The organism is Geomonas oryzisoli (assembly GCF_018986915.1).
Taxonomy (GTDB): Bacteria; Desulfobacterota; Desulfuromonadia; order Geobacterales; family Geobacteraceae; genus Geomonas; species Geomonas oryzisoli.
Genome location: NZ_CP076723.1, coordinates 2453909 through 2470230, shown reverse-complemented (window position 1 = coordinate 2470230; position 16322 = coordinate 2453909). Strand labels below are relative to the sequence as shown.

Annotated in this window: 15 protein-coding genes; 14 read left to right on the top strand and 1 reads right to left on the bottom strand. The window is 62.1% G+C overall.

Annotation, left to right across the window (positions count from 1 at the left end; genetic code table 11):
* Positions 1 to 121 precede the first annotated feature (121 nt).
* The 7 genes from wecB to KP004_RS10820 all read left to right on the top strand — a co-directional run bounded on the left by wecB (position 122) and on the right by KP004_RS10820 (position 6143).
* Positions 122 to 1228 (top strand): non-hydrolyzing UDP-N-acetylglucosamine 2-epimerase, encoded by a 1107-nt coding sequence (gene wecB, locus KP004_RS10850; RefSeq protein WP_216798567.1) that lies wholly within the window; start codon positions 122 to 124, stop codon positions 1226 to 1228.
* A gap of 63 nt (positions 1229 to 1291) precedes the next feature.
* Positions 1292 to 1468 carry an FmdB family zinc ribbon protein gene (locus KP004_RS10845; RefSeq protein WP_216798566.1) on the top strand — a complete coding sequence of 59 codons (177 nt, stop codon included), beginning with the start codon at positions 1292 to 1294 and terminating at the stop codon, positions 1466 to 1468.
* A 194-nt stretch (positions 1469 to 1662) separates the two neighbouring features.
* A complete protein-coding gene (locus KP004_RS10840) occupies positions 1663 to 1896 on the top strand; it encodes an RND transporter (RefSeq protein WP_216798565.1) in 234 nt (77 codons plus the stop codon).
* Positions 1897 to 1972: 76 nt separating this feature from the next.
* The gene (locus tag KP004_RS10835) at positions 1973 to 3646 is read left to right on the top strand and encodes an FAD-dependent oxidoreductase (RefSeq protein WP_216798564.1); all 1674 of its coding nucleotides are present in this window, start codon (positions 1973 to 1975) and stop codon (positions 3644 to 3646) included.
* 332 nt (positions 3647 to 3978) lie between these two features.
* On the top strand, positions 3979 to 4566 hold the full coding sequence (locus KP004_RS10830) for a M23 family metallopeptidase (protein ID WP_239026772.1): 588 nt from the start codon (positions 3979 to 3981) through the stop codon (positions 4564 to 4566).
* 426 nt (positions 4567 to 4992) lie between these two features.
* Positions 4993 to 5292, top strand: a complete 300-nt coding sequence (locus tag KP004_RS10825; RefSeq protein ID WP_216798563.1) for a transposase — start codon at positions 4993 to 4995, stop codon at positions 5290 to 5292.
* Positions 5277 to 6143, top strand: coding sequence for an IS3 family transposase (locus KP004_RS10820; protein ID WP_216802408.1), 867 nt, complete (start codon positions 5277 to 5279; stop codon positions 6141 to 6143). The genes KP004_RS10825 and KP004_RS10820 overlap by 16 nt, the downstream gene beginning before the upstream one ends.
* 62 nt (positions 6144 to 6205) lie before the next feature.
* Here KP004_RS10820 and KP004_RS10815 read toward each other — a convergent pair whose 3' ends face one another.
* Positions 6206 to 6727 carry a nitroreductase family protein gene (locus KP004_RS10815; protein WP_216798562.1) on the bottom strand — a complete coding sequence of 174 codons (522 nt, stop codon included), beginning with the start codon at positions 6725 to 6727 and terminating at the stop codon, positions 6206 to 6208.
* A gap of 222 nt (positions 6728 to 6949) precedes the next feature.
* Here KP004_RS10815 and KP004_RS10810 point away from each other — a divergent pair, with 222 nt between their 5' ends.
* The 7 genes from KP004_RS10810 (at position 6950) to KP004_RS10785 (ending at position 16320) form a co-directional block, all read left to right on the top strand.
* Positions 6950 to 7552, top strand: a complete 603-nt coding sequence (locus KP004_RS10810; RefSeq protein WP_216798561.1) for a TetR/AcrR family transcriptional regulator — start codon at positions 6950 to 6952, stop codon at positions 7550 to 7552.
* A 189-nt stretch (positions 7553 to 7741) separates the two neighbouring features.
* On the top strand, positions 7742 to 9019 hold the full coding sequence (locus tag KP004_RS10805; RefSeq protein WP_216798560.1) for an efflux RND transporter periplasmic adaptor subunit: 1278 nt from the start codon (positions 7742 to 7744) through the stop codon (positions 9017 to 9019).
* Between the two features lie 92 nt (positions 9020 to 9111).
* Positions 9112 to 12267 (top strand): efflux RND transporter permease subunit, encoded by a 3156-nt coding sequence (locus tag KP004_RS10800; protein ID WP_216798559.1) that lies wholly within the window; start codon positions 9112 to 9114, stop codon positions 12265 to 12267.
* Position 12268: 1 nt separating this feature from the next.
* Positions 12269 to 13684, top strand: coding sequence for an AdeC/AdeK/OprM family multidrug efflux complex outer membrane factor (gene adeC, locus KP004_RS10795; protein WP_216798558.1), 1416 nt, complete (start codon positions 12269 to 12271; stop codon positions 13682 to 13684).
* Positions 13685 to 13788: 104 nt separating this feature from the next.
* On the top strand, positions 13789 to 13920 hold the full coding sequence (locus tag KP004_RS21310) for a hypothetical protein (protein ID WP_275423134.1): 132 nt from the start codon (positions 13789 to 13791) through the stop codon (positions 13918 to 13920).
* A 100-nt stretch (positions 13921 to 14020) separates the two neighbouring features.
* The gene (locus KP004_RS10790) at positions 14021 to 15007 is read left to right on the top strand and encodes a TAXI family TRAP transporter solute-binding subunit (RefSeq protein WP_216798557.1); all 987 of its coding nucleotides are present in this window, start codon (positions 14021 to 14023) and stop codon (positions 15005 to 15007) included.
* A 23-nt stretch (positions 15008 to 15030) separates the two neighbouring features.
* Complete coding sequence (locus tag KP004_RS10785) at positions 15031 to 16320, top strand: alpha/beta hydrolase (protein ID WP_216798556.1); 1290 nt, start codon at positions 15031 to 15033, stop codon at positions 16318 to 16320.
* Positions 16321 to 16322: the final 2 nt, after the last annotated feature.

Below are 16322 nucleotides of genomic sequence, written 5' to 3'. Positions count from 1 at the left end.
TTCTCGGCCGATTGCATTCATGGGTCTCAATGTTAAAAACTTACAATGTTGTTTGACCTAAAATAAAATGCAGCGGCCCGTCCCCCCGCGCGACATCGGCCGCTGACCGACGAGGAAAAACATGAACGTCTTGCTGGTTGCCGGTGCCCGCCCCAATTTCATGAAGATCGCTCCCATCTACCGCGCCTCGCTCGCCTGCGGTTCGGTCCGTTGCAGCATCGTGCACACCGGGCAGCACTACGATCAGGAGATGTCGGGGACCTTTTTCGAGGAGTTGGAGATCCCCCAGCCGCGGTACTCGCTCACCTGTGGTTCAGGCAGTCATGCCGCTCAGACCGCCGCGGTCATGGTGGCCTTCGAGGATGTCTGCCTCAAGGAGCGCCCCGACCTGGTCCTGGTGGTGGGAGACGTCAACTCCACCCTGGCCTGTTCCATCGTGGCCAAGAAGTGCGGCATCGAGGTGGCACACGTCGAGGCGGGGCTGCGCAGTTTCGACCTTGCCATGCCCGAGGAGATCAACCGGATGGTGACCGATGCCATCTCGGACCATTTCTTCGTCACCGAGGAGAGCGGCACCGTGAACCTGCTCAGGGAGGGGAAGCCGGCCGAGCGCATTCACGCGGTAGGGCACGTGATGGTTGACAACCTGTTGCATCAGGTGGCGTGCCTGTCGCGCCAGGACCAGACGCTCCTGAAAGGGTTCCACCTGAAAAAGGAGGCGTCCCCCTACCTGTTCCTCACCCTGCACCGTCCCTCCAACGTCGACTGCCGCGAGACCTTCTCGGGGATTGCCCGGGCCTTGAACGAACTGGCACGGAACCGAACCATCTTCTTTCCGGTGCACCCGCGCACCGCGAAGACGATGAAGGAAAACGGCATTCGCCTGGCCGACAAGGTGGTCCTGCTGCCGCCTTTGGGTTACCGGGAGGCTCTCTTTCTTTGGAAGGATGCCGAGGCCGTCCTGACCGACAGCGGCGGGCTGCAGGAGGAAACCACGGCACTTGGGGTACCCTGCGTCACCATCAGGGAGAACACCGAGCGCCCCATCACCGTCGAGATCGGCAGCAACGTGCTGGCGGGGACCTCGCCCGAGGGAATCCTGGCCGGCCTCCGGGAAAGCCTGGCGAAAAAGGAAAGGGCGCGGGTTCCAGAACTCTGGGACGGCCACGCCTCTGAGCGCATCTGGAAAGTGCTGGCCGGCGGGGAGGGGGATGCGATCAAACCTTGACAGAGAATTATCGCGGCTATAATATATGCGAGAGTTTGCATACAAAAGGCGAGGAGAGCTGTGATGCCGATATTCGAGTACGTTTGCAACGACTGCGGTACCCGTTTCGAGAAGCTGCACAAGGGAGCTGCAGTGGATGAGTGCAACTGTCCGACCTGCGGTTCGGCGAAGGTGAAGAAGGGGCTGTCGACGTTCGCCGCGGGGAGCGCTTCGGACACGAAGTGCAACAGCGGCGGCTGAAGGTTCTGACCGGCGCCCAGTTGGGGCGTTGAACGAAGAGAGAGAGGGGGTCCCGCAGACCTCCTCTTTTTTTAGTTTTTGCAGTCGCTGGTGCTGTAAACGGCGGAATTGTGTTGACATGCAAAAAGGCGAATGTGTATTGTTCCGTGGCTGCCCGGGGGCCAGAACGAGCCCCCGAGCGGTTTGGAGGACGTGTGACACAGCTTAAACTGCCCGGCTACGGGACCCTGATCCCGATCGCCTTGCTGCTTGGCTTCGCCCCTTTTGTTCCGGAGCCGCACCTGTTCGGCAAGGTGAGGATGCTCCTCTCCGGGACCCTGGTCCGACCGCTCGACATATTCGACCTGTTCTGGCACGCCTGGCCCTTTGCGCTGCTGGCACTGCGGGTGACGACGGATTTCAGGGGGCGGGGGGAAACCCCTCGCTGACCGTGGCAGGGGCACCGGTGCGCTGATTCCGGCTGCGGCCGGTGCGAGGCCGAGATGAAGTTCGAAGGAGATGTGGATGACCAAGAAAATAGTGGTGATAGGCGCTAACGCCGCGGGTGCCAAGGCGGCCGCCAAGGCCAGAAGGACGGACCCCAACGCGGAGATCGTGGTGCTTGACCGGGGCAGCTTCATTTCGTACGGCGCCTGTGGCATTCCGTACTACGTCTCCGACACGGTGAAGGAGCTTAAGGAGCTGATGAGCACCCCGGTCGGGGTGGTGCGCGACCGGAACTTCTTCAGCAAAGTCAAGGGTGTGTCGGTCCGAACCAACACCGAGGTCACCGGCATCGACCGGCAGCGCAAGCTGATCCGCCTGCGCGAGGGTGAAGCGGTGGAGAGTGAGCTTCCCTACGACAAGCTGGTGCTGGCCACCGGCAGCTCGCCGTTCATCCCGGCCCTGGAGAACGTCTCTTTATCGAACGTTTTCACGGTGAAATCGATCGAGGACGCCGAACTCTTGAAGGAACGGGCCCTTCCGGGTACCGCAGCCTGCATCATCGGCGCCGGTCTGATCGGCCTGGAGACCGCGGAAGCGCTGCGGGACAAGGGGGTACAGGTAACCCTGGTGGAGATGCGAGACCAGCTCCTCCCCGGCGTGCTCGACGCCGAGGTTGCGGCGGTGGTGGAAAAACACGTGAAGCTGCAGGGGGTGACCGTCCTGACCGGCTGCGCCGTCACCGGCTTCGCCGGCCTGGGGAGGGTGCAGCAGGTCTGTGCCGGCGGCAGGGAGATCGCCGCCGACCTGGTGGTGCTCGCCCCCGGGGTGACGCCTAACGTGGCCCTTGCCCGGGAGGCCGGTCTCGCCATCGGGGTGACCGGCGCCATCGCGGTGGACGAACAGCTGCGCACCAGCGATCCCGATATCTACGCCTGCGGCGACTGCTGCGAAACCACCCATCTTGTCACCGGCAAGAAGGTGTTCATCCCGCTGGGGAGCACCGCCAACAAGCAGGGGCGCGTCGCCGGGATCAACGCGGCCGGCGGCGAGGCGACCTTCGCCGGCGTGATCGGAACCAGCATCCTCAAGGTCTTCAACGTCAACGCGGGCAAGACCGGACTCACCGAGAGCGAGGCACGCAGGCACGGCTTCGACGTGGAGACCGTGATCTCGCCGGCGCCCGACCGCGCCCACTTTTTCCCGGGGGCGAAACCCATCCTGCTCAAGCTGGTCGCCGAACGCGCCACCGGCCGCATTCTGGGGCTGCAGGCGGCGGGGGAGGGCGCCGTGGACAAACGCCTCGACGCAGCCGCAACCGCCATCACCTTCAAGGCCAGCGCGGAGCAGCTCTCCCAGCTGGACCTGGCCTACGCGCCCCCGTATGGCGCCGCCATGGACAACCTGATCGTCGCCGCCGACATCATGAAGAACAAGCTTTCCGGGCATGCCCGCGGCATCACGGCGCGCGAGGTGAAAAAGAAGCTGGAAGAGGGGGACGACTTCATCCTGCTGGACGTCCGCTCGCCGGCCGAGCACGGCGAGATCGGCATCGACGGTGCCAAACTGATCCCGCTGGGAGCGCTGCGCGAGCGGCTGGAAGAGCTTCCCAGGGACAAGGAAATCGTCGCCTTCTGCAAGGTGAGCCTCAGGGGGTACGAGGCCCAGAAGATCCTCGACGCCGCAGGCTTTGCCGATGTGAAATTCATGGACGGCGGCATCATGGCCTGGCCGTACCGTTTCCGCGACCAGTAACGGGCAGGGCAGTAGCGATCCACACAGGGGACCGCCAGGGGGCGGTCCCTTTTTTTTGATAACTGCCGTCCCGCACCGCTCCTGTCGGGGCGAATAATCATTCGCCCGTCCACCCTCCTTCCCCCGGTGAGACGGGCGGGCGGGAACAAGCCCTGCGGAATATTCTGCAACGAGCAGTGAATATTCTGCAGCGTCCGCGCCAGGTTCCCATGGCTGGTGTCAAGCAGAGTTCATACAAGTCAGTGGCTTAGCTGAAAAACGACGGGGCGGGCACGCTCCTTGATAGATACTCGCTGTCTCGAGCATCACATCTACTTCATGTCGGGGACCCGGTGACTGCAGCACGGCATTTCTTTTTCATACTGATCATTCTGCTGTGCCACGCACCGCTTCCTGCGCGGGCTTCCGGTCCCCTCCCGGTCGAGGGGGTGGTCACCTCGGGTGTCGGCTGGCGGCTCGATCCCTTCGGGAGCGGCAAGCTCGCCTTTCACCGGGGCATCGATATCGCCGTCCCGGTCGGCACCCCGGTACGGGCAACGCGCAAGGGGAGGGTGGTCTTCGCCGGGGAGCGCCGCGGCTACGGCGCTGCCGTCATCCTTGAGCATGACAGCGGCGACCGCACCCTGTACGGGCACAACGCCAGGGTGAACGTTCATTCTGGTGAGCAGGTCGAGGCTGGGGCGGTGCTGGCTTTCTCCGGCAACAGCGGCAGGTCGACCGGCCCGCACGTCCATTACGAGCAGATCCCCAGCGGTCGTCCCGTGACCGATGAGAGCGGGAACGCTCCCGAGGTCGCGGCGGCCCCGCCCTCACAGCCTCACGGCCTGAGCGCAGAGACGCGCCGGATGCTGGAACAGCAACTGGACGAGTCCATCGGCTCCCTTTTGCAAAACATCAAGTCCGATATCAACGGCGGCTAAACGGTGTTATTGGCACACCCCTGTAAACCTCCTCCGGGGTGTGCCTTTTTTTCCTTCACCTTGGCTGAGCAAAAGAACCCGATCAGTGACAATCTTTTGCTGGTAAAAGTCCCCCTTTGCGAAGGGGGATTTAGGGGGATTTGCTTCAGGGAAAGGCAAATCCCCCCCGACCCCCCTTCGCAAAGGGGGGAGTGGCAGGTAGCAGAGTCACCAATGAGTAAAAGAAAGGCCCGTCCCATCCCGGGGGCGGGCCTTTCTATTTGTTCGAGCGCCATTGATCCCTTGTTCGTGGTTCCCCCGCCCCTCGGCGGGAGGGGGCTAGGGGGGGAGGTGCTCCCGTCAAGGGAGGGGGAGTTCAGGTGACGCTTGAGCTATCTTCACTTTTGAGGACACACCATATATCCTAACGAGCTAGGAGGGTGTGTCATGAGATCGAATCGCAAGTACGATTCAGAGTTTAAACGAGAAGCGATCAAGTTAGTCATTGATGAAGGCCGTACCATCCGTGAGGTAGAGAGCAGCCTAGGGATCACCCATGGGGTTCTCAAAGGGTGGGTCCAGAAACATCGGGACCAACAAGATCCTGTAAAAGTTAAGCATGCATCAGTTGAAGCCGAACTGAAGCACCTGCGTAAAGAGAACGAGAGGCTACTGCGCGAGCGTGAAATCCTAAAAAAAGCAGTGGCCATCTTCTCGACGGATCCGAATCGATATTCGGGTTCATAACCGAGCACCGCTCCGAATTCGGAGTTCAGGAGATGTGCCGAGTTCTTGGAGTGACTCGGAGTTGGTACTACGCCCATGCAGCCGGCCGGGTAACCAAGCGGCAGCGTGAAGACCAGGCACTGCTACCAGCTATCAAAAAAGCCTTTCACGACAGCGACAAGACGTACGGTGCAGTACGAGTAGTCAAAGAGCTGCAAAAGCAACAAAAGTACGTCGGAAAGAACCGCGTCTGGCGCCTGATGCGTGAAAATGATCTGCGAGTGAAGACTAAGCGGCGATTCAAAGTCACCACGAACTCGGATCACAAACGTCCTGTCGCGCCAAACCTTTTACAGCGGAATTTCTCTGCTCCAGCCCCTAATCAGGTTTGGACTGGTGACATCACGTACATCGAGACTGCCCAGGGCTGGTTGTACCTGGCAGTCGTGCTGGATCTCTTCTCCCGCCGGATCGTTGGCTGGAGCATGAGCGACCGAATGACAGACGACCTGGTTGTAACGGCTTTTGCCAATGCAGCGGTGAAGCGTCGGCCAGGAGCTGGCTTCATCTTCCACAGCGATCGCGGTTCGCAGTACTGCAGTAAGCGCTTCGGTACCACGATCAGCAAAGCTGGCGGCGTACAAAGCATGAGCGGCACCGGATGCTGCTACGACAACGCTGTGACGGAGACATTCTTCTCGACACTGAAGAGAGAATTGGTTTACCACTGCTCCTTCAAAACCCGGCAGGAGGCGCAAAGCCGGATCTTTTGCTACATCGAAGGTTTTTACAATCGCAAGAGGCTACACTCTGCCATCGGCTATTGCTCCCCAGAAGAGTTCGAGCAGCAGGAGTTGAAGATGGCAGCATAAGGGTTTCTAACGTGTCCTCTATTGCGAAGATAGGCCAGCTGCACCCTGACTCGTTATGCGCATCAGGACCAGCGGTTCTTCCTCACCTTTTCGCGCTGCAGCTTCTCGGCGGGAAGGGGGCGCGGACGCTCGGCAGGGTGGCCGATGCCGAGGATGCATTCCACCTTCAGGTGTTCCGGGAGTCCCAGCAGTTTCTGGAGGTACTGCTCGGCGCTCGTTTGGGCATCGTGCCTGCGCTCGCGGATCTGCGCCCAGCAGCTCCCCAGCCCCAGCGACAGGGCGGTGCACTGGATTAGGATGGCGGCGATGGAGCAGTCTTCGACCCAGACATCGGACTTGGTGCTGTCGGCACAGACCACGATGGCCAAAGGCGCCCGCGCCACGAACTCGGAGCCGTGCTGCTTGGCTGCGGCGAGTTGCTGCAGCAGTTGCGGGTCGTCGACGACGATGAACTCCCAAGGATTCAGACTGCGAGAAGCGGGCGCTCTCAAAGCGGCCTCGACCAATGTCTCCACGGCCTCTGCGGAGACCTTCTCTTCGGTGAACTTCCTTATGCTGCGGCGTTTGCGTAACAGTTCGATCATGACTTTTCCCTTATGACTGGTTTGGTCGGCTTTGCTGTGACAGAGGCGCAAATCTACTCCAAAACCCTTTCCCAGTCAAACCCGCTCTGGTGAGCGCTGCTCGCCGTGTGGTGTGTGTCTTTTTTACCTGCTTTTAATCGTTTTTCTGTTTTGACTTATTGACAGCATAAAAAGAGGAGCATATAAAAGGAATGAACGGTCATTCCGCAAAAGGGGAAGAAGATGGATAAAGCAGAAAAGTGTGACAAGCCGGACAAATGTGCCGAGAAGCGTGAAGCGATCATCCAGGCGGCGTTGGAGTTGGTGGCCGAGCAGGGGTTCCACGGCGCGCCCATGGCGATGATAGCAGAGAAGGCCGGCGTCGGCGCCGGTACCATTTACCGCTATTTCGAAAACAAGGACGACCTGATCCGCTGGATCTACAAAAACGTGGAAGAACGTTTCGTCGAGGTGATGATGCAGGGGTACCCGGAAAACGGGCCGGTGCGCGAGCGCCTGGTGCATATCGGCACCGCGCTGGTGCGCCACCTGATCAACGAACCGCTGCAGTTGCGTTTCGTCGAGCAGTTCCACAACTCCCCGTACGGCGTGGACCACCGCCGCGAGAAGCTCTTCGGGCAGGGGAGAAAGGACATCATCAGCGAGCTCTTCGACGAGGCGGTGGCGCAGCAGATCTTCAAGCCTCTGGAGTTGGCCATCCTCTTTTCGCTCTTTTTCGGTCCTTTGGTCGATATCTGTCGCGACCACATCCTTGGCTTCATCAAGCTGGACGATGCCCTGATCGAGCAGGTGGTCGGGGCCTGCTGGGACGCCCTGCGTCGCTAGACCGGATTGATTGTTCATTCCAATGAGGTTTTTTCCCAGATGCTGATGAAGCTTTGTCTGATCCTGTTCGCCCTTACCTGGGGCGGCATCGTGGTACTCGTTTCCTTTAGGCGCAAATAACTACGGCGGTCCGCACGCGGTCCGCTTAACCTTTTCACGGGCAGTAACCCAACCAAACGAGGTGTTTTCATGCAGATCAAGTACAGGGCACAGTTGTTATCCGTCGTTGTAGTTCTGAGCGGCTCCCTGCTTCTTTCCGGGTGCGGCAAGAAACAGCAGCAGGCCGGCGGTCCGCCGATGGGTCCGCCCGAGGTGGGCGTCATCGAGGTGAAGCCCGAGCGCGTCGCCCTGACCACCGAACTTCCGGGGCGCACGTCCCCTTACCTGATAGCCGAGGTCCGTCCCCAGGTGAGCGGCATCATTTTGAAGCGGGTCTTCACCGAGGGTAGCGACGTCAAGGCCGGCCAGGTGCTGTACCAGATCGATCCCGCGACCTACCAGGCCGCCTACGCCAGCGCCAAGGCGAGCGAGGCGCGCGCCGAGGCCAACGTCCTCCCCGCCAAGCTGAAGGAGGAGCGCTTCCGCGAACTGGTCAAGATCAACGCGGTCAGCAAGCAGGATTACGACGCCGCCTACGCTGCGCTCAAACAGGCCGAGGCCGACGTCGCCTCCGCGAAGGCCGCCGTCGAGACGGCGCGGATCAACCTGGCCTACACCAAGGTGACCGCCCCCATCTCCGGCCGCATCGGGCGCTCCACCGTCACCGACGGCGCACTCGTGACCGCGAGCCAGGCAACCGCCCTGGCGACCATCCAGCAGCTCTCCACCATGTATGTGGACGTGACCCAGTCGAGCTCCGACATGCTGAAGCTGAACCGCAGCCTCGCCACCGGTCTTTTGAAGCGCGACCAGGCCGGCCAGGCCCGCGTCAAGCTCCTGCTCGAGGACGGCACCCCGTACCCGGTGACCGGCTCGCTTAAATTCTCCGACGTGACCGTCGACCAGAGCACCGGCTCCATCACCGTGCGCGCCGTCTTCCCGAACCCGAAGCAGACCCTGCTCCCGGGCATGTTCGTCCGTGCGGTACTTGAAGAGGGGATCAACGAGTCGGCGATCCTGATCCCGCAGCGCGGCGTGACCCGCAACGCGGCCGGCCAGGCCATCGTCATGGTGGTCGGTGCCGAGAACAAGGTTGAGCCGAGGCCGATCCAGGTTGCCCGCACCGTGGGTGACGCCTGGCTGGTGAGCTCCGGCCTGAAGGGCGGCGAGAAGGTGATCCTGGAGGGGCTGCAGAAAGCGCGTCCCGGCACCCAGGTGAAGGTGGTGCCGTTCCAGTCCCCCGAAGGGCAGGGCGGTCCCGGCGCGGGCGCTCCGGCAGCGGCAGGGCAGGGCGGTCAGGGTGCCGCAGGCGCCAAGGCGGCAGCCCCCGGTGCCCCGGCAGCCCCGGCACAGCCTCAGAAAAAGTAGGCGCGACCACTAAAACAGCCACTCTCGTCGATGTGAAGTAAACGTCGAACGTTGAACGTTGAACGTTGAACGGATTTTAAGGAGCTTATTCCATGTCCAGGTTTTTCATAAACAGACCCATCTTCGCCTGGGTCATCGCCATCGGGGTGATGCTGGCCGGCCTCTTGGCCATGAAGTCGCTGCCGGTCTCCCAGTATCCGCCCATCGCGCCGCCGCAGATCTCGGTCAACGCCATGTACCCGGGCGCCTCCGCCCAGACGGTGCAGGACACGGTCACCCAGGTGATCGAGCAGAAGATGAACGGCATCGACAACCTGCTCTACATGTCCTCCACCAGCGACTCCGCCGGTGCGGTCTCCATCAACCTGACCTTCAAGGCCGGGACCGATCCCAATATCGCCCAGGTTCAGGTGCAGAACAAACTGCAGCTGGCTACGCCGCTGTTGCCGCAGGTGGTGCAGAAGCAGGGGGTCCAGGTGGTGAAATCCACCCGTAACTTCCTGCTGATCGTCGGCATCGTCTCCGAGGACAGCAGCCTCAACCGCTACCAGCTGACCGACTACATGGTGTCCAACGTCCAGGACATCATCAGCCGCGTCGAAGGCGTGGGTGAGGTGACCGTGTTCGGTTCCCAGAACGCGATGCGCATCTGGATGAACCCGGACAAGCTGAACAACTACAAGCTCACCCCCAACGACGTCACCACCGCGCTGCAGGCGCAGAACGCGCAGGTGTCCGCCGGCCAGTTCGGCGGCATGCCCGCCATGCAGGGGCAGCAGTTAAACGCCACCATCACCGCGCGGACCCTGCTGCAGAACCCGGAGCAGTTCCAGGAGATCGTGCTGCGCACCAACCCCGACGGCTCTACGGTCAAGCTCAGGGACGTGGCCAAGATCGACATCGGCACCGAGAACTACGACACCCTGGCCCGCTACAAAGGGAAACCGGTTGCGGCCATGGCGCTGAGGCTCGCCGCCGGCGCCAACGCGCTCGACACCGCCGAGCGGGTCAGGACCAAGATGGCGGACCTGGAGAAGTTCTTCCCGGCCGGCGCCAAGGTCGTCTACCCGTACGACACCACCCCGTTCGTCAAGATCTCGATGGAGGAGGTGGTCAAGACCCTGATGGAGGCGGTGTGCCTGGTCTTCATCATCATGTTCCTGTTTTTGCAGAACATTCGCGCTACCCTGATCCCGACCATCGCGGTCCCGGTCGTTCTCCTGGGCACCCTGGGCGTTCTCTTCGCGGCAGGCTTCTCCATCAACACCCTGACCATGTTCGCATTGGTCATCGTCATCGGCCTGTTGGTTGACGATGCCATCGTCGTGGTCGAGAACGTGGAAAGGATCATGACCGAGGAGGGGCTCTCCCCACACGACGCGACGGTCAAGTCAATGGGGCAGATCACCTCGGCCCTCTGGGGCATCGCCACCGTGCTTTCCGCCGTCTTCATCCCGATGGCGTTCTTTGGCGGTTCCACCGGCGTCATCTACCGCCAGTTCTCCATCACCATCGTCTCGGCGATGATCCTGTCGGTGCTCACCGCCCAGATCCTGACCCCGGCCTTGTGCGCCACGCTCCTCAAACCGGTGGTTAAAGGGCACGAGGCGTGCGAGTCCGGTTGGTTCTGCGGCTTCTTCCGCTGGTTCAACAAGGTGTTCGACAAGGCGCGTCACAAGTACGAGTCCATCGTCGGCAACTCCTTCGGCAAGCCGCTGCGCTACCTCATCTTCTACGGTTGCCTGGTCGGCGCCATGGCCTTCTTCTTCCTGAGGCTCCCCACCGCGTTCCTTCCGGACGAGGACCAGGGCTTCATCGTCTGCCAGATCCAGCTTCCGGCGGGCGCCACCCAGGAGCGCACCATCAAGATGCTCGAGAAGGTGGAAAAGCACTTCCTCGAGAACGAGAAGAAGTCGGTCGACTCCCTGATCACCGTGGCGGGCTTCAGCTTCGCCGGCCGCGGCCAGAACATGGGCCTCGCCTTCGTCAAGCTCAAGGACTGGAAGCTGCGCCCGACCCCGGACCTGAAGGCCCCGGCCGTCGCCGGCCGCGCCATGGGCGCCTTCTCGAAGTTCAGGGATGGGATGGCCTTCGCCTTCTCGCCCCCGGCCGTCGTCGAGTTGGGCCAGGCCAACGGCTTCGACTTCCAGCTGCAGGACCGCGGCGGTCTTGGCCACCAGGCCCTCATGGACGCCAGGAACCAGCTTTTAGGCATGGCAAGCCAGAACAAGAAACTCATGGCGGTGCGCCCCAACGGCCAGGACGATACCCCTCAGTTCAAGCTGAACATCGATGACGTCCGCGCCGGCGCCCTGGGCGTGTCGCTCTCCGACATCAACAACACCCTGGGCACCGCCTGGGGCTCCTCCTACGTCAACGACTTCCTGCAAAACGGCAGGGTCAAGAAGGTGTACCTGCAGTCCGATGCGGCCTACCGCATGGTGCCCGAAGACATCAACAGGTGGTACGTGAGAAACGACAAGGGCGAGATGGTTCCCTTCTCCGCCTTCGCGACCGCCAAGTGGGAGCACGCCTCTCCGCGCCTGGAGCGCTACAACGGCATCCCGAGCGTAGAAATCATGGGCAACGCGGCCAAGGGTATCTCTACCGGCGAGGCGATGGCCGAGATGGAGGCCATGGCCGCCAAGCTGCCGCCGGGTATCGCCTACGAGTGGACCGGCCTCTCCTACGAGGAAAAGAACGCAGGGAAACAGGCCCCGGCCCTCTACGCCATCTCGCTCCTGGTCGTCTTCCTGGCTGTAGCCGCCCTCTACGAGAGCTGGACCATCCCGTTCGTCAACCTGCTCATGCTCCCGCTGGGCCTGGTCGGTGCGGTCACCGCGGTAACGCTCCGGGTGCTCCCGAACGACATCTACCTGCAGATCGGTCTGTTGACCACGGTGGGCCTGTCGACCAAGAACGCGATTCTGATCATCCAGTTCATCAAGGACCAGCTGCACCAGGGACACGAACTGGTCGAGGCGACGCTTACCGCCGTCAAGATCAGGCTGCGTCCGGTCATCATGACCTCGCTCGCCTTCTTCTTCGGTACCCTGCCGCTCGCGCTCACCAAGGGGGCGGGCGCCGGCGCCCAGAACGCCATCGGCACCGCGGTGACCGGCGGCCTGCTGTCGGCGACCTTCATCGACCTTATCTTCATCCCGTTCTTCTTCGTCATGGTGACGAAGATGTTCTCCAAGAAGCACGGAACGGCCAAGAAGGCCGCTGCCGCTGCGGAGGTGCACTAGCATGACACGCACGATCGCCAGACCCCTTGCCCTGGCCGCCTTCCTGTTCCTGGGAGGGTGCGCCTCGATGGCACCTAAATACACCCCGCCAGCCCCCCCGGTTGCCGGCAACTGGCCCACCGGCCCGTCCTACAAGACGGAGCAGGCGGCGCAGAAGCCCCTGGCCGAGATCCCCTGGCAGGAGTTCTTCGTCGAGCCGCAGTTGCAAAAGCTCATTACGCTCGCCCTGGACAACAACCGTGACCTCAAGGTGGCGGTTCTGAACATGGACCGCTATCGCGCCCTGTATCAGATCAAACGTGCCGACCTTTTCCCCACCGTCACCGGGGACGGCGCCTTTGCCGTGAGGAAGACGGCGGACGATCTGAGCCAGAACGGCAACGGTGGCGTTGGCCACTCCTACAACGTCTCGGTCGGCATCAGTTCCTACGAGCTCGACCTGTTCGGCAGGGTCAGTAGCCTGAAGGACCAGGCACTGGAGCAGTACCTCGCCACCGAGCAGGCCAGGCGCAGTGTGCAGATCACCCTGGTGTCTCAGGTAGCCAACGCCTACCTGACGCTCGGCTCGGACCTGGAGCGGCTGCAGCTTGCCAAGGACACCCTGGCGAACCAGCAGGAGTCCTACCGCCTCAGCAAGAGCCGGTTCGAGGCTGGGGTTTCCTCCGCCCTCGACCTGCAGCAGGCCCAGACCAGCGTCGACTCCGCCCGGGTAGACATAGCCCGCTATACCACCTTGGTGGCGCAGGACCTGAACGCCCTCGTCCTGGTGGTCGGCTCAGACGTACCGCAGGATCTCCTGCCCAAGTCGCTGACCGAAACACTGACCGCGGTGAAGGACGTGGCGCCGGGGCTTCCGTCCGACGTGCTCCTCTCCCGCCCGGACATCCTGCAGGCCGAGAACAACCTGAAAGGGGCCAACGCCAATATCGGTGCGGCTCGCGCCGCCTTCTTCCCGCGCATCGCCCTGACCACCAGCGTGGGCTTCGGCAGCGACCAGCTTACCGGCCTCTTCAAGGGGGGGAACCTGGCCTGGAGCTTCGCGCCGAGCATATCCGTTCCCATCTTCGAGGGGGGGCGCAACAAGGCGAACCTCGAAGTGGCCAAGGTGGACCGCGACATAGCCGTGGCCCAGTACGAGAAGGCGATTCAGATCGCATTCCGCGAGGTGGCCGATGCGCTGGCCCAGCGCGGCACCATCGACGAGCAGGTGGCGGCGCAGCAGTCCCTCACCGGCGCCACTGCGGAGACCTTCCGTCTCTCCCAGGCCCGCTACCAGACCGGCGTGGACAGCTACCTCAACGTCCTCGACGCGCAGCGTTCGCTCTATGTGGCCCAGCAGAACCTGATCACCACCCGCCTCGCGCGCCTGAACAACATGGTCACCCTCTACAAGGTATTGGGGGGCGGCAGCAAGTAACAGACAGAATCAGCACCTATCCCCGGGCCGATCCCGGCCCGGGGAAGCAGTATGGCGCAGGGAGGCGAACTGTGTCGAATTCCCTGCGGCCGAAAGGAGCCCCGTTGTCCAGAGCACGCATCACCCTCTACTGCTGCATCGCCGCCATTGCCTTGACCCTCGCGTACTATCTCCTCGCTCCCGAGCCACTTCCCGAGTGGCCTGTCAACCTGGTCCACTTCCTCCTCAAACACTAGCCCCCGGCGCTGATACCTGCACCGCCGCTTCCATGTGTGGAATTAAGAAAAAATGGTATAACTAAGGCTTGTTGTCGAAACTGCTTAACGGGGGGACCCTATGCATGTTTGCCGACTGGCCGCGTACTCTCTGGCGTTTCTCGCCGTCACACTGTTACACCTTTCGCCTCCCCCGGTTCTCGCCGCACCGCTGCAGTCCCTGCCCATCTCCTCAGGCACCACCACCAGTTCCTACTACGCCGCCGCAAGTGCCGCGGCCAAGGTATTCAACAAGAAGAGCGCGGTCTACGGCGTGAGGCTCGCCACCGTGGCCTCGGCCGGGTCGGTGGCGAACATCGACGCGGTCGCCGAGGGACGGGCTGCGTTCGGCATCGCCGAGACCGAACTTTTGAAGCGCGCCATGCAGGGGGTGCGTCCCTGGGAAGGGAAGGCGAGGGAAGGATTGCGGGCCGTGCTCGGGCTCTATCCGGCCACGGTCACCATCGTCGCCGCCGTCGACAGCGGCGTGAAGCGCGTCTCCGACCTGAAAGGGAAAAGGCTCAGCATAGGCGCCCCCGGTTCCATCGACAACACCTACGCCGGCGCGCTGTTGCAGATGTCGGGGCTCAACCCCGGAGAGGTTTTCACCTCCGAGCATTCCACCGCGCTCGCCCCGGAACTGCTGCAAAAAGGTGACATCGATGCCTACCTCTGCATCGTCGGGCACCCAAACCTCACCGTGCTCGAGGCAAGCGCGGGGAAGCGCAAGGTGCTCCTGGTTCCGTTGGGTGAAGAGCTGATCAGGCAGGTGACCGGGAACAACCCGCTCCTCGTCCCGGTCCTCATCCCGATGCGCTTCTACCCGAACGTGCAGGCAACGGGAAGCGTGCCAAGCCTCGGCATCCGCACCTTACTTTTCACCAACTCCGACCAGCCCGACGACAATGTCTACCACGTGGTGCGCGAGATCCTGGGCAACCTCGACCTGTTCCGGCGCCAGCACCCGATCCTGCAGGATCTGACGCCTGAACAGGCGGCGCGGGTCAACGTTATTCCCCTGCATCCCGGAGCGGCACGCTACTTCAAAGAGTCCGGCCTGATACCGTAGCGGCCGGCTGTGGGGAGGTAATCATGAAACGTCTACTTGCGCTGACTCTGCTGCTCGTTTCTTTTCTTGCCGTCCGGACTGCCTGGGCGACGCCTGCGAAATCCTATTTCTATCCCTTTGTGAACCCGTACGAGGCGACGGTGATGGAGCTCCCGAAGGAGTTCGAGGTCAGGCTGCCGGACCAGATCCCGGTGTACGAGTTCGATGTCCGCCCCTTCCCGAAAAGGAAGATACCCGAGGTGTTCTGGTACGAGGACGGGCTCGCCTGCTCGCTGGTGTACCAGGACCACAAGGCACCGCTGGTCTTTTTGGTCGCAGGCTCTGGCTCCCGGTTCGACGTGCCGCGCATGCTCAAGCTGCAGAAGGTGTTGTATCAAGCCGGTTTCCATGTCATCTCGATAACTTCGCCGACCCACATGGACTTCGTGGTGAACGCGTCCAGCGGTCTCCCCGGGATTGCCACCGACGACGCCAAGGACCTGTACCGGGTCATGGATCTCGCCTACCAGAAGGTCCGCGGACGCGTCGAGGTCTCCGAGTTCCTGCTGGCAGGGTACAGCCTGGGGGGCTTCGATGCCGCCTTCATCGCCAACCTTGACGACAGGGAGCACCGCTTCAATTTCACGCGCGTGCTGCTCATGAACCCGCCGGTATGCCTCTACGACTCGGTTTCGGCCCTGGACCGATTGCTGGTGGACAACGTTCCCGGAGGAATGGACAACTTCGACAACTGGTTCCGCGGCGTCTTCAGCCAGACCATGCATCTTTCCGAGGCCTGGAGTCCCGGCGGGCTGAGCGGCGAATCGATGTACCGCACCTACAAGCGGATGCAGCCCAGCGAGAGCAACCTCGCCGCCCTGATCGGTCTCACCGCACGCATGAACGCCGCGGACATGATCTTCACGGCTGACGTCATGAACGGCGGCGGCTACATCGTCCCCAAAAACGTTCGTCTCACCTCGACGACCTCGCTCACCCGCTACGCCATCGTCGCCTACAAGACGAGCTTCGTCGACTACTTCGAACAGTGGCTTTTCCCGCATTATCAGAAGATGGAGTCGGGGTTGACCCGCGAGGCTTTGCTGCGGCGCGAGACCCTGCGCTCGCTGGAAGGGTACCTGAAGGGGAACAAGAAGTTCGGGCTGATCCACAACGAGGACGACATCATCCTGGTCTCCGGTGACATCGACTACCTGCAACGCGTCTTCGATGACCGGGCCTGGATCTTCCCCAGCGGCGGACACATGGGCAACATGTTCCATCCCGACGTGGTCTCCGCCATAACCGGCTTTCTCAAAGGGAAGGAGGAGTGATC